General features: G+C 36.6%; 13 protein-coding genes. 3 read left to right on the forward strand and 10 right to left on the reverse strand.

The genetic code is table 11. From position 1 onward, the window contains the following. Genes galE through CPT03_RS15100 form a run of 3 tightly spaced genes read right to left on the reverse strand, consistent with a single transcriptional unit; the run spans window position 1 to window position 3,328 of the window. Window positions 1–1,023 (reverse strand): UDP-glucose 4-epimerase GalE, encoded by a 1,023-nt coding sequence (gene galE, locus CPT03_RS15090; RefSeq protein ID WP_099439609.1) that lies wholly within the window; start codon window positions 1,021–1,023, stop codon window positions 1–3. Window positions 1,024–1,028: 5 nt separating this feature from the next. After that, on the reverse strand, window positions 1,029–2,018 hold the full coding sequence (locus CPT03_RS15095; RefSeq protein WP_099439610.1) for a UDP-glucuronic acid decarboxylase family protein: 990 nt from the start codon (window positions 2,016–2,018) through the stop codon (window positions 1,029–1,031). Next, the gene (locus CPT03_RS15100; protein WP_099439611.1) at window positions 2,018–3,328 is read right to left on the reverse strand and encodes a UDP-glucose dehydrogenase family protein; all 1,311 of its coding nucleotides are present in this window, start codon (window positions 3,326–3,328) and stop codon (window positions 2,018–2,020) included. Before CPT03_RS15100 ends, CPT03_RS15095 begins: the two co-directional genes overlap by 1 nt. Before the next feature lie 61 nt (window positions 3,329–3,389). Between CPT03_RS15100 and CPT03_RS15105 the strand changes: the two genes are divergently transcribed. Beyond that, window positions 3,390–4,604: a 3-deoxy-D-manno-octulosonic acid transferase gene (locus CPT03_RS15105; RefSeq protein ID WP_099439612.1), complete on the forward strand. Its 1,215-nt coding sequence runs from the start codon at window positions 3,390–3,392 to the stop codon at window positions 4,602–4,604. Here the strand turns inward: CPT03_RS15105 and hemH are convergent. The 5 genes from hemH to CPT03_RS15130 form a co-directional block, all read right to left on the reverse strand. Then, a complete protein-coding gene (gene hemH, locus CPT03_RS15110; protein ID WP_099439613.1) occupies window positions 4,601–5,614 on the reverse strand; it encodes a ferrochelatase in 1,014 nt (337 codons plus the stop codon). The genes CPT03_RS15105 and hemH overlap by 4 nt on opposite strands. 62 nt (window positions 5,615–5,676) lie before the next feature. Next, a complete protein-coding gene (locus CPT03_RS15115; protein ID WP_099439614.1) occupies window positions 5,677–6,525 on the reverse strand; it encodes a 4-hydroxy-3-methylbut-2-enyl diphosphate reductase in 849 nt (282 codons plus the stop codon). A 52-nt stretch (window positions 6,526–6,577) separates the two neighbouring features. Then, window positions 6,578–7,492: a hypothetical protein gene (locus CPT03_RS15120; protein WP_099439615.1), complete on the reverse strand. Its 915-nt coding sequence runs from the start codon at window positions 7,490–7,492 to the stop codon at window positions 6,578–6,580. Next, window positions 7,489–8,109 carry a 1-acyl-sn-glycerol-3-phosphate acyltransferase gene (locus tag CPT03_RS15125; protein ID WP_099439616.1) on the reverse strand — a complete coding sequence of 207 codons (621 nt, stop codon included), beginning with the start codon at window positions 8,107–8,109 and terminating at the stop codon, window positions 7,489–7,491. The genes CPT03_RS15120 and CPT03_RS15125 overlap by 4 nt, the downstream gene beginning before the upstream one ends. Before the next feature lie 38 nt (window positions 8,110–8,147). Further along, window positions 8,148–8,657 (reverse strand): phosphoribosyltransferase family protein, encoded by a 510-nt coding sequence (locus CPT03_RS15130; protein ID WP_099439617.1) that lies wholly within the window; start codon window positions 8,655–8,657, stop codon window positions 8,148–8,150. 159 nt (window positions 8,658–8,816) lie between these two features. Here CPT03_RS15130 and CPT03_RS15135 point away from each other — a divergent pair, with 159 nt between their 5' ends. Together CPT03_RS15135 and CPT03_RS15140 are read left to right on the forward strand one after the other, a co-directional pair. Further along, a complete protein-coding gene (locus CPT03_RS15135; protein WP_099439618.1) occupies window positions 8,817–9,527 on the forward strand; it encodes a head GIN domain-containing protein in 711 nt (236 codons plus the stop codon). Window positions 9,528–9,646: 119 nt separating this feature from the next. Continuing rightward, complete coding sequence (locus tag CPT03_RS15140; protein ID WP_099439619.1) at window positions 9,647–11,323, forward strand: serine hydrolase domain-containing protein; 1,677 nt, start codon at window positions 9,647–9,649, stop codon at window positions 11,321–11,323. Here CPT03_RS15140 and CPT03_RS15145 read toward each other — a convergent pair whose 3' ends face one another. Both CPT03_RS15145 and rlmD read right to left on the reverse strand, forming a co-directional pair. Next, the gene (locus tag CPT03_RS15145; RefSeq protein WP_099439620.1) at window positions 11,324–11,731 is read right to left on the reverse strand and encodes a hypothetical protein; all 408 of its coding nucleotides are present in this window, start codon (window positions 11,729–11,731) and stop codon (window positions 11,324–11,326) included. It abuts the gene before it with no gap. Window position 11,732: 1 nt separating this feature from the next. Beyond that, window positions 11,733–13,202, reverse strand: a complete 1,470-nt coding sequence (gene rlmD, locus CPT03_RS15150) for a 23S rRNA (uracil(1939)-C(5))-methyltransferase RlmD (RefSeq protein ID WP_099439621.1) — start codon at window positions 13,200–13,202, stop codon at window positions 11,733–11,735. Window positions 13,203–13,272 lie beyond the last annotated feature (70 nt).

Genomic DNA, 13,272 nt, shown 5'->3' on the forward strand with positions numbered 1-13,272 from the left:
TTAAAAAGGGTTGTCTTTCAGGTATTTTTCCCAGTTCCAGGCCGACGACATCATTACATCAATATCCAATTCTGCCTTCCAGTTCAAATCTCTTGCAGATTTTGTTACATCACCCCAAACCTTTTCAATATCGCCTTCTCTTCTGGCACCAATAGTGTAATCTAGTTTTTGCCCGGTTGATTGCTCAAAAGCATCAATAATTTGTAACACAGATGATCCCTTTCCGGTACCTAAGTTAAACACTTCGTAATTTGAATCAGCTTTACCACTTTCCAAACGCTTAATAGCAGCAACGTGTGCTTTTGCTAAATCTACCACGTGGATGTAATCTCTTATTGCACTTCCATCCGGGGTATCATAATCATTACCATAAACTGTAATAGGACCACGTTTGCCGATGGCCGATTGTGTAATGAAAGGAACAAGGTTTTGAGGAACACCAATTGGTAACTCGCCAATTAAAGCAGTATGGTGTGCACCTACCGGATTAAAATAACGAAGCGAAGTAACCTTTAAAGAAGGTGTAACTGCACAGGTTTCCTGTAAAATTTCTTCAGCAATTTGTTTAGTATTACCATAAGGTGACTCGGCTTTTTTTGTAGGCGCTTCTTCTGTTACCGGCAATATGTCTGGCTGTCCGTAAACAGTACACGACGACGAGAATACCAGGTTAACTGAACTATTAAAAGCATTAATCAGGTTAATTAATGAATAAAAATTATTTCTATAATACTTTAATGGCTTCTGTACAGATTCTCCAACTGCTTTAAAAGCTGCAAAGTGAATCACCCCATCAATATCTGTATTTTTCGCTACAAACTCATTCACCTTTGCTTCATCACATAAATCAAGCTCAACAAATTCCGGCTTAATTCCTATTATTGCTTCAATTTGCTGAAGTATTTTAGGGTTGGAATTAGAGAGGTCATCAATAATGACCACCTCATATCCTGCATTATGTAATTCAACTACTGTATGCGAACCAATAAATCCGGTTCCTCCAGTTACTAATATTTTAGACATTCTTGTTAACGGTTATATGTTGTAAAATCTTTATGTTCTTTATTTATTAAAGCTTCGGTAGGCAGCGATTTAAAATATTCGTAAGTAATTTTTAGTCCTTCTTCACGGCTAACTTTTGGCTCCCAGCCTAAAATCTCTCTTGCTTTTGTGATATCCGGGCGGCGTTGTTTTGGATCATCCACAGGTAAATCTCTTAAAACAAGTTTCTGACTTGTTCCTGTTAGCTTAATAATCTCCTCACCAAATTGTTTAATGGTAATCTCATCCGGGTTTCCAATATTGACCGGCATCGCGTAATCACTTAACAATAACCTGTAAATACCTTCTATCAAATCATCAACATAACAGAACGACCTGGTTTGAGAACCATCTCCAAACACAGTTAGGTCTTCGCCTCGCAATGCCTGACCGATAAAAGCAGGTAAAACACGTCCGTCATTTAATCGCATTCTAGGGCCGTATGTATTAAAAATTCTTACAATGCGAGTTTCAACACCATGAAAGGTATGGTAAGCCATTGTCATTGCTTCCTGAAAACGTTTGGCTTCATCATAAACACCTCTTGGCCCAACGGGGTTTACATTACCCCAATATTCTTCAGGCTGTGGGTTTACATTTGGATCGCCGTATACTTCAGAAGTAGAAGCAATCAGCATTCTTGCTTTTTTATTTTTTGCTAAACCCAATAAATTGTGTGTCCCTAATGATCCAACCTTTAAAGTCTGAATAGGAATTTTCAAATAATCTATAGGGCTTGCAGGCGAAGCAAAATGCAAGATATAATCTAATTTACCGGGTACATGAACAAATTTCGAAACATCATGGTGTGCAAACTCGAAACTTTCCAGCCCAAATAGATGCTCTATATTTTTAAGGTCCCCTGTTATCAGGTTATCCATACCTATAACATAATAACCTTCTTTTATAAATCTATCGCACAAATGCGATCCTAAAAAACCGGCTGCCCCGGTAATTAAAACTTTTTTCCGTCCCATTAGTCTACAAGCTTACGGCCTACACTGTTATAGTAATAACCTAATTCAATCATCTTTTCCAGATCGTATAAGTTACGCCCGTCAAAAATAACCTTATTAGTTAAAGATTGTTCCATTCTTTCAAAATCAGGATTTCTGAAAACAGACCATTCTGTCGCGATCAATAAAGCATCAGCACCTTCTAAGGCTTCATACTGATTGCTTGCATACTGGATTTTATCTCCAACCAATGCTTTCACGTTGGCCATACCTTCGGGATCAAATACAGTAACTGTTGCTCCATGTTTTACCAACTCATCAATAATATATAATGCCGGTGCCTCACGTATATCATCCGTCTCAGGTTTAAAAGCTAAGCCCCATAACGCGAAATGCTTACCTTTCAAATCATTTTTATAGTATTTTAAAAGCTTATCAACCAGAACAATTTTCTGTTTTTCATTCACTTTCATTACTGCTGTCAGAATCTGAAAATCGTAGTTATGCTCATCTGCAGCTTTAGCTAATGCCTGTACATCTTTAGGGAAACAACTTCCGCCATAACCAATACCAGGGAACAAGAATCTTTTACCAATTCTGGCATCAGAACCAATACCTTTACGAACTGCATCAACATCAGCTCCTACAATTTCGCATAGGTTAGCCACTTCGTTCATAAATGTGATTTTGGTAGCAAGAAATGAGTTGGCAGCATATTTTGTTAATTCAGACGAGCGCTCATCCATAAATAATATCGGATTTCCCTGTCTAACATATGGACCATACAATTCCATAAGCAATTTCTTTGCTCTTTCGCTGCTTGTACCAATAACCACCCTATCAGGTTTCATAAAATCTTCAACCGCAACACCTTCGCGTAAAAATTCAGGATTAGAAACCACATCAATTTCAACTGAAGTATTTGCTTTAAATACTGCCTGAACCTTATCAGCAGTTCCAACGGGAACTGTTGATTTATTAATAATCACCTTATATTCAGTAACCAGCTTAGAAATATCTTTTGCTGCTCCTAAAATATACGACAAATCTGCTGCACCATCGCCACCTGGAGGCGTTGGCAAAGCCATAAAAATAATTTGGGCATCCTTAATCCCGGCTGCAAGATCAGTAGTAAAAACCAATCTTCCCTGAGCAATATTTCTGTGAAATAGAACGTCTAGTCCGGGTTCATAAATAGGAACTTCACCTTTTTGCATTTTGAGTACTTTGGCTTCATTAACATCTACGCATATTACATCGTTACCTGTTTCTGCCAAGCAGGTACCGGTAACTAAACCTACGTACCCTGTTCCTATTACGGCTATTTTCATATATTAATTCGGTTTTAATTTTATTGAAGTATCTTCGGCTAAGATAAGAAATAAACACAAAATGCTTTTGCTTTATAATAGCGCGATTCAACTTTATGGTTTAATTATTAAAATATTCTCCCTGTTCAATAATAAAGCTAAACTTTTTGTTCAAGGAAGGAAGAATATTTTCAAAAAAATACAAGAAAAGGTTGACCCTGTACGGTCTAGCATCTGGTTTCACTTTGCTTCGCTCGGTGAATTTGAGCAAGGGAGGCCTTTATTAGAAAAGATTAAAAGCACCTATCCGCACAAGCAAATTGTAATTACTTTCTTCTCTCCATCGGGATATGAAATCCGGAAAAATTATGCCCTGGCCAACGGGGTATTTTATTTACCACTTGACACTCCCAGCAATGCCAAACAACTTATTGCTGCAATAAATCCTGAAATAGCGGTATTTACTAAATACGAATATTGGTATCATTATTTCGAGGCTCTTCACAAATCCGGCATTCCACTTTATATTATATCCGGCATTTTCAGGCCAAACCAGATCTTTTTTAAATGGTATGGCTCATTTAACCGCAAAATTTTAAGTTTTGTCACTCACTTCTTTGTCCAGAACGAAGAAAGTAAGCAGCTACTGAGTCAAATAAACTTACAGAACGTAAGTATTAGTGGCGACACCAGGTTTGATCGCGTTGCAGAGAATGCAGAATCACCAAAGGAATTTGAAACGATCAGAAAATTCTGTGGCAACACGAATACTCTTATAGCAGGAAGTACATGGCCAGCTGATGAGCGTTTGTTGGCGGAACTTATTAACAGCAATCCGGATTGGAAATTCATCATTGCGCCACATGAAATAGACAAAAGTCATATTGACGAGATTGTAAAACTTATTCCAAATGCTGTTAAATATTCGGCACTCACAGATCAGCCATCAGATACCCAAACGTTAATAATAGATAACATTGGTCTACTATCGTCTATTTATCAATATGGTAAAATGGCTTATATAGGAGGTGGTTTTGGTGTAGGCATCCACAATACCCTTGAGGCCGCAGCATATGGGATACCAGTAATTTTTGGCCCTAAATACGATAAATTTCAGGAAGCAAAAGACCTGATCTCTATAAATGCCGCAATCAGCATTAATAGCGCGCAGGAATTAACCAGTGCATTTAACAAATTTGCTACGCATAAAACAGCAGGAATTGAAGCAAAAAACTATGTAAATTCTAAAACCGGATCCACAGATCAGATCATTAAATACATAGCACAAAACTTCTAGCTAACCGCTAATTCTACAAGTGCATCAATAAACTTCGGATGATCATTTAGGCTCTCAACCAACTGAACGTGTTCACCACCTAACGCTTTAAATTCTTCATGATATTCAACTGTAATTTCATAAAGTGTTTCTAAACAATCTGCAACAAAAGCAGGACTAAATACCAGCAGGCGTTTTTTACCTTCAGCTGCAAGTTTCTTTAACACATCAGTTGTGTATGGCTGCACCCATGGCTCTTTACCTAAACGAGATTGGAAACAAACCGTATAATTTTCTTTAGAAACGTTCAACTTCTCTGCAAGCAATCTTGCTGTATCATGTCCTTGGGCAGAGTAGCAGAATTTATTAGTATCATTTAAAGTATCACAGCAATTGTCTTTTTTCAGGCAATAATTACCGGTATGATCACACTTTAAAAGCTGACGCTCAGGAAGTCCATGAAAACTAAACAATACATGATCATAAGTCTCAGGCTGATACTTTCTTGCATTTTCTGCAAAAACCTCGAGCATCAATTCATTATCATGAAAAGAATTCACAAACGAGACGGATGGTATAGTGGTCCATTTGCTCACAATTTCCATCACACTTTGTATAACGGAACCTGTACTGGCAGAAGCGTATTGAGGGAATAAAGGAATTACTTTTATACTTTCAACCAGGCCAGCCTTCATTTTATCTAAAGCAGATTGGATGGAAGGATTCTGATACCTCATTGCCAGTTCCACATGATATTCATCACCCAATTTCTCCTGAACTAAGGCTGCTTGTATTTTACTGTAATACAGTAATGGCGACCCGTTTTCATCCCAGATTTCTTTATATAATTTTGAGGTTTTAGGGCTACGGAATGGGACAATTATACTTTTAACCAACAATGTGCGCTTAAAAGCATTAATATCAATTACACGCTCATCCATCAAAAACTGATCAAGATACTTTCGTACATCTTTAACTTCCGGACTGTCCGGAGTTCCCAAATTCACCAATAAAACGCCCTTTTTTCCCATAATATGGCCCAAAATTAACTTATTATACTTTTATAATCTTCGGTAAAAACAATAATTACTTTTTAATGATTCTGAAGAAAGCTTTTAACCTCTTCCATAAGCCACATAGGCGTAGAGGTAGCACCGCAAATTCCAACTTTATCTTTAGGAGAAAACCAGCTGAAATCTATTTCCTCAATATTTGAAATGAAATAGGAGTTGTTATTGTACTTTTTGCAAACATCATACAAAACCTTCCCATTCGATGATTTTTTACCCGAAACAAATATGATCTTGTCATAGTTTACTACAAATTTTTCCAGATCAGTATAGCGATTCGACACCTGTCTGCAAATCGTATCATTTGCTTTCACATCATATCCCCTGCTTAAAAGCTCATCTTTTATCTGATAAAATTTATCTGTACTCTTAGTAGTTTGACTATACAAAGTGAATTTAGAAGGCAGATCTACCTGATCCAATTCAGCCAGATCCTGAAAAACGATTGCCTTTCCATCAGTCTGTCCCTGTAGGCCCACTACCTCTGCATGTCCGTGTTTACCAAAAATCAAGATTTGTTCCTCATCATCATGTGAGTTTTTAATCCTGTTCTGCAATTTTAAAACAACCGGACAAGAAGCATCAATAAGTGTTAGTTGATTTTTCAAAGCAAGCTCATAGGTTGATGGAGCTTCACCATGTGCTCTGATCAGAACTTTCTCATTTCTTAACTCCTGTAACTGTTCATGGTCTATTATCCTCAAACCTTTATCAGTTAATCGCTTAACTTCCTCATCGTTGTGCACAATGTCGCCCAAACAATACAGGTAGTCCTCATGATCTAAAATATCTTCAGCCATATCAATAGCATAAACTACCCCAAAGCAAAAGCCCGAAGCTTTATCTATAGTAACGGTTAAATCGTATTTCATCCTTTTCTGACACTAATAATATACAAAATTACACAAAAAGAGTTTTATATCCTTACAACTTATGTCTAACTGATGTCAATACCTTAATCCAAAGCCCTTTTAATAACAATAACAAAAGCATTATCATTTGAAATGGGTGTAGTAAAACATTAACAAAAGGGTTTTGTGCAGTAAGGAATGATATCATTATCCTGCTTAAAAAAATCAGGCCAACCGGTAAAACTAAAAATACCGGTTCAAAATTAGCCAACACAACAACAGGGCCTGCAATAACCAGCAACAGGTAAATAAATACAGCCAAAATGTTGTTACCAAGACTTACCAGCAACTGCGATGAGATCTTATCAAAACTCACCTTTTCATCAATACAAATGAACTTATTTGCCAACAAAACTTCGGCTTTAAGTTGGCCAATACTACCCTCATCTTCGTTCTTTATGTAGCTGCTTGCTTTAAATAACATGCACCCGGTATTGGTAGCTGCAAATATTTGCTTCCTGGTTAGCCTTACCAACCTTAATGGCAAAAGATTTAACAGCACGAAATCACTTAAAGGATAAACCAAACGACTAATAAAACTGTTAAAACTGCGAGTAGGAATTATGCTTAGCTGATCAAGATTAAACACCTTAGCTCTACATATAAGATTATTTATCAAACCCTTACTAATCAGAGCATTTACATCCAGAAACAGAATAAAACTCCCTATTGCCTTAGCTGTAGCAACCTCTAACGTTTCCTCATATCTTTTAACAATAATTTCTACATCAGCATAGTCCTGAGCATTGATAGAAGTAATTAATAAAGTAGGGTCATCATTTACATCTGATAAGGAAATGATAATTGAAACCTTATCTGTAAAATGCTTTCCATAATAGCCCAGTTTTGGATTGGACAGGAAATTAAACAGGGTAACAGAAAACCGCAGCACAAGAAACACAAGAACAGCATAAACAAAAGTGATCATACTGCCTTAACCTGACTTTTAACTGCGTACCCATAATGTTTATTATACTCGCTTTTCAGTAACTGAAGGCTCACATATTCTTCCGCTTCCCAGGCTGCCAGGTAACTTCTGGCCTCTGGTTTTCGTTGTCCAAAATAATCTGTAAGATTAGCCGAAAATATAGTCTGAAATTTTTTCTTCGAGGCATTTACAACCTGCATCACTCCTTTCTCAAAAGTAACACTACCAATATAACTTGTATAAAGCTTTCCCTGAGGAAACATCAGTAACAAATTATCCGGGTTATCCAGTAATTCACCGGCATATGTTAATGTTTGCACCACATCCTTCCCTTTTGTTTCAGCAGCAAATGCCCCTAAATATTTTAAAAACCATAATTTCTCATAATCTTCTTTTGTAACCAATACATGAAACTGCTTTTTAAACAACTTTTTATTTAAATAAAACATCAAAAAGCCATCCCACCAACTAAAATGATTGGCCAATAACAGTACAGCTTCATTTTCTTTAATTTGAAGTGTATTAAAATTGTACGAAGAAAAGTCCTTCCTTATGATATATGTAACATACCAGGAAAAGAACTTAAAAATTACAGGGCTTTTTTGGGACTGGTACATCCCCTAAAATGAGAAAAATTAGCCTCAAATGCAAACCGTTAGCTTAAATAAACCCTGTCTTCCTCACCCTCAACATCCATAACCACATCAACATGTTCTTTTAAAACAGTAGCCAGTTGAAGTCCAACAAAGTCTGTAGCAATAGGGAAAATTTTATGGCTCCTGTCTACCAGTACAACAGTGCGGATTTTTTTATGAGGCGTATTCAGGAAAACCCCAAGTCCGTAAGCAAGTGTTTTACCACTATTTAACACATCATCAACAATTATAATCACCTTATTTTTCCAGTGCGACTCATCTAAATCAGTATTGGCAACCAATTTAGTATTCAGCCTGTCAAGGTCAATTCTAAGCATTGTAATTTTCAGACCAGAAATCTTTGTCAAAACCTTCTTCAGGCGCAAGGCTAATTTATAGCCCCTATCCCATATTCCGGCCAACACAATTTCCTTCTCGTCTAAATTGTCTTCCAGAATCTGGTATGCAATTCTGTTGATCTTTTGCTGTATCTGTTTTTTATCTAGAATAAGTAATTGAGATTCTGCCATCTGGTATCACATTGTTTATGCTACAAAAAGAACCATTTTAAGGCTCATATTCAAACTTAGATAAAAATATTTTTATATGGGTTTAAAAAAAGTTTACAAATCTTGCAACGTTTACACCTTTGTTGCGTCTAATCAATAAACCCTCAACCTAAAACCGATATGAAAACATCATCTATACTCAAATTAGCGTTAACGCTCCTTGTATTTTCTGTATCTGCAATATCATTAAAAGCCCAGCAAAATAAAGACATTTCTATTACCAATTTTACTGAAATTTCGGTTTCAAGTGGCATAGATCTATACCTAACCCAAAGTAATTCAGAGAACATTAGAATCAATGCTCATGCCGACCTTATTAAAGATGTTATTATCGAAAAAGAAGGAAACAGTACTTTAAGAATCAGGTATAAAGACGGAGTTAACTGGGGCCGATTATTTAAAAACCAAAGTATAAAGGTTTACATCAATTACAAAACACTTAAAGGTTTATCAGCAAGTGGAGGTAGTGACGTATATACTGAAAATACACTCAAAACAGATAGATTGTCGCTAAGTGCTTCCGGAGGCTCAGATCTAAAAATGGAAGTAATTACAAAAGATATTGAAATACATGCAAGTGGCGGCTCTGATATTGATTTAAAAGGAAGTGCTACAAATATGCAGGCATCTACCAGTGGCGGAAGCGATGTTAACGCCCTGAATTTTGTAGTTGATTATGCAAAAGTAAGTTCAAGCGGTGGATCTGATGCAAACATCCATGTAAATAAGGCATTAGAAGCAAGTGCCAGTGGAGGTAGTGATATAAACTACAAAGGAAGTGCATCTGTAAAAAACAACTCTGGCAAAAGCGGAGATGTCAACCGATTATAATAAAATTTTAGTTTAGTTTTTAGTTGATCCTGCCAAATGGATGTTTGGCAGGATTTTTTATTTTTGCCTGCAACCATTATTTCAGCTCTATCGTCTATAATCATATAGACGCCACATTTATGAAGAACTCCTCTGCGCCCTTAATCATTACCTTACTTTTTTTCGCAAATATTGTTAATGGTCAATTTATCCATAAAAAAAAGATTGACAGCATTTTAGCTAATATTTCTAAGAGCAATATGCCAGGACTGGCGGTTGGTATTGTGCAAAAAGAAAAGCTCGTTTACGCTAATGGGGCAGGATTGGCAGATCTGACTACAAAACGTAAAAACACATCAGAAACGCGTTTTAATATGTGCTCAGTATCCAAACAATTCACTGCAGCCTGCATTTATTTGCTCGAAGAACAAGGAAAACTGAAAACAAGTGACCATCTTTCCACGTATTTCAAAGATCTTCCTGCTTACGCAGATACCATTACCATTGCTCAACTTATTCACCATCAAAGTGGCATTAAAGATTTTACTACATTACTCTGGCTTAAGGATATGGAGGAGAATGGTAAAACTACCGATCAGCAGGCTTACGCGGCACTTTCGCGCCAGCCATCATTAAACTTTCCGGCTGGCGACCAGGAAAGCTATACTAATTCAGGCTATTTTTTACTTTCTAAAATTGTAACCATTGTAACCGGCCAGGATCTTAGCCAATTTGCTAATACGCATCTTTTTAAACCCCTAAAAATGACCAACACAGGTTTTTCACGTACTCACCAGGTACAAAATAAAGCCAACGGATATATTTTTGATAATAATCAATACGTAAAATACAATCCTCAGACTTCAATAATAGGTCATTCGAATGTTTATAGCCAGATCACAGATTGGGACAAATGGTTCAACGAAATGAAAAACCACAAGGTTTTGGGTAATAAAGTATGGGAAAAAATACTAACACCGGCCGTAAACAACGATGGTAAACCAATAAACTATGCTGGCGGAGTGAGAATCACCACCTATCAAAATCAAAAATTGATCTCTCATGGCGGCGATTTACCAGGTTACCATAGTTACATGGCTTATTTCCCCAAAAAGGATCTCGGTATTATTATCATGAGCAACAATGGTACTTTCTCAGGCTACAATATATTTACGAGCATCTACAATGATCTCTATCCCGATACCAAATCAACATTAGCAAAGCAAGAATCAGAAAAACCCATTGAAGAACAAGCGGTTAGCGAATTTAAGCTCAATATAAGTACTTTACCTTATGCAGGGAGTTATCTGGTAGAAGGAAGCCAAAACATGGTTTTTGATATCAGCAGTAAAGACAGCTTAACTGTTCTTCAAAAATGGAACCAGCAGGGGTATCCTATTTTACCACTTAACGATTCTTTATTTTATATAAAAGGGCAAAAAGACATCACCTTTGAATTTAGTCACATCCAAGATAATCGTTCCCAAAAAATGTTAATCACTCAGGAAGGAAAACTTACGTTGGCAAAAAGAATTGACCCTGAAAAAGAAGACATTAATACATTAAGCCAATACTGCGGAAATTTTTACAACCGTGAAATTGATGCTCACTATACAATATTATTAACAAATAAAGGGGAACTCAATCTGAAGATAATGGGCAGCACACAGCAAATAAGCGCTTCCGGCAACAAGGACTATTATTATCTTCCGGATACAGGCATGGAATTCAACTTCAGAAGAAACAAAAGCCATCAAATTGATGGCCTTATTTTAAATCATACCAGAGTAGCAAATCTGCTTTTTTTAAAAGAATAATTACCCTTTATTTTTATAAGGGTAATAAATAAAATTAGCCCCTTCAGGTACAATAACAAAAACACACATAAAGTCTTCCGGCTTTTTGTAGCTCTTTAGGAACAATGCTTTTTTATCCTGCTGAATTATGCCTTTCTCTACAAACTCTTCGAAAGTAGAAGCCTGTATAGTCCATTCGGTATTCAGTTCTTTTCTATCTAAAATTACCTCTCCAATATTCACCACATACTGATGAGCTATAAAAATAGGATTAGCAGAAATTCCTTCAACCATTATTTCTACCGCAACCTCTTTAATAGAGTCGGCATATAAATCTAAATCCTTTTCAAGGCTTACTAAAGGGCTTTGCTTTTTCTCTTCAGCCTTTCCTCCTTCTGGTTCCTGCGGCAATAATTCTTCTATATCCATCTTAATTATTCTCTAAAGTATCATTCAATGAACTACCTACAAATTTAAGCAGCACTACATTTTCAACATGTTGTGTATGCGGAAACATATCAACAGGTTTAATGCGAACAACCTCATATTTTTCTTTTAACAGGGCCAAATCCCTTGCCTGTGTAGCTGCATTACAACTCACATAAACAATTTTTTCGGCTTCCATTTCAAGCAGCCTTTCCACAACATCTGCATGCATTCCAGCTCTTGGCGGATCTGTAATCACCACATCAGGTTTACCATGACTTGCAATAAACTCTCTGGTTAATATATCCTTCATATCACCTGCATAGAAAATCGTATTTTCTATTTTATTCAGGTCAGAGTTAAACTTAGCATCTTCAATTGCCGTTGGCACATACTCAATCCCCACTACCTCTTTTACACTTCTGGCAACAAAATTAGCAATGGTACCTGCACCAGTATATAAATCATAAACGAGCTCATTACCGGTAAAACCTGCAAACTCTTTAGTTATTTTATATAATTCATGGGCCTGATCAGAATTGGTCTGATAAAAAGACTTTGCCCCAATTTTAAACTTCAGGCCATCCATTTCCTCAAAAATATGATCTCGGCCATTGTATGTAATTACATCCTGATCAAAAATAGTATCATTCTTTTTCTGGTTAAGGATATAAAGTAATGAAGTAATTTCAGGGAAGTTTAATTTCAAATGTTCCATCAACCCATCTACCTGCTCTTGTTCTGCATAAGCAAAAACAACCACCACCATTACCTCTCCTGTCGAAGAAGTACGGATAATCAGGTTCCTTAGATTACCTTCATGATTACGCAGATCATAAAAAGACAGACCATTTTCCAAAGCATATGCCCTAACACTATTTCTTAAAGTATTAGAAGGCTCTGCCTGTAAATAACAATGTTGTATATCTAAAATCTTATCAAACCTTAATGGCACATGAAAACCCAGGGCATTCATTTCCAAATCCTCATTTGGGCCTGTTAAATCCTCCGGTCTATCTGCCATATCCTGCTTGTTCAACCATCGCTTATTAGAAAACGTGTACTCAAGCTTATTGCGATAATACTTATTTTTTGCAGAACCTAAAATCGGCTCCATTGCAGAAGTATCAATTTTTGCCAGGCGCTGTAAAGCAGCCTCAACATTTTTATGTTTAAATTTCAACTGAGCATCATAGCCCATGTGCTGCCATTTACAACCACCACAAGTACCAAAGTGCTCACAAAAAGGATCAACTCTTAAATCAGAAGCCTTGCTTAAGTTTTCAATTACTGCTTCAGCAAAATTTTTCTTTTTCTTTACTACGCGAACATCAACCACATCGCCCGGTACGGCTTTATCAACAAAAACAACTAACTCATCTGCTTTACCAACCCCCTTGCCCTCTTCGGCAATATCAATAATACTAAGATTAGGAATGATGGTTACTGTTCCGGCTTTTCTATTTCTACTCATTATGCCGCAAAATTAGATAAAATTTCAGACATACCCGTCTCCATCAGGTAATCAAACACCTTTCAGAGAA

The sequence above is a fragment of the Pedobacter ginsengisoli genome (assembly GCF_002736205.1).
Taxonomy (GTDB): Bacteria; Bacteroidota; Bacteroidia; order Sphingobacteriales; family Sphingobacteriaceae; genus Pedobacter; species Pedobacter ginsengisoli_A.

What these genes read in the sequence shown, in the direction of transcription:
- CPT03_RS15125 (WP_099439616.1), bottom strand. Translation starts at nt 8,109, where the DNA reads ATGTACCAGTCCCAAAAAAGCCCTGTAATTTTTAAGTTCTTTTCCTGG.
- CPT03_RS15130 (WP_099439617.1), bottom strand. Translation starts at nt 8,657, where the DNA reads ATGGCAGAATCTCAATTACTTATTCTAGATAAAAAACAGATACAGCAA.
- CPT03_RS15115 (WP_099439614.1), bottom strand. Translation starts at nt 6,525, where the DNA reads ATGAAATACGATTTAACCGTTACTATAGATAAAGCTTCGGGCTTTTGC.
- CPT03_RS15135 (WP_099439618.1), top strand. Translation starts at nt 8,817, where the DNA reads ATGAAAACATCATCTATACTCAAATTAGCGTTAACGCTCCTTGTATTT.
- rlmD (WP_099439621.1), bottom strand. Translation starts at nt 13,202, where the DNA reads ATGAGTAGAAATAGAAAAGCCGGAACAGTAACCATCATTCCTAATCTT.
- CPT03_RS15140 (WP_099439619.1), top strand. Translation starts at nt 9,647, where the DNA reads ATGAAGAACTCCTCTGCGCCCTTAATCATTACCTTACTTTTTTTCGCA.
- CPT03_RS15105 (WP_099439612.1), top strand. Translation starts at nt 3,390, where the DNA reads ATGCTTTTGCTTTATAATAGCGCGATTCAACTTTATGGTTTAATTATT.
- hemH (WP_099439613.1), bottom strand. Translation starts at nt 5,614, where the DNA reads ATGGGAAAAAAGGGCGTTTTATTGGTGAATTTGGGAACTCCGGACAGT.
- CPT03_RS15145 (WP_099439620.1), bottom strand. Translation starts at nt 11,731, where the DNA reads ATGGATATAGAAGAATTATTGCCGCAGGAACCAGAAGGAGGAAAGGCT.
- galE (WP_099439609.1), bottom strand. Translation starts at nt 1,023, where the DNA reads ATGTCTAAAATATTAGTAACTGGAGGAACCGGATTTATTGGTTCGCAT.
- CPT03_RS15120 (WP_099439615.1), bottom strand. Translation starts at nt 7,492, where the DNA reads ATGATCACTTTTGTTTATGCTGTTCTTGTGTTTCTTGTGCTGCGGTTT.
- CPT03_RS15095 (WP_099439610.1), bottom strand. Translation starts at nt 2,018, where the DNA reads ATGGGACGGAAAAAAGTTTTAATTACCGGGGCAGCCGGTTTTTTAGGA.
- CPT03_RS15100 (WP_099439611.1), bottom strand. Translation starts at nt 3,328, where the DNA reads ATGAAAATAGCCGTAATAGGAACAGGGTACGTAGGTTTAGTTACCGGT.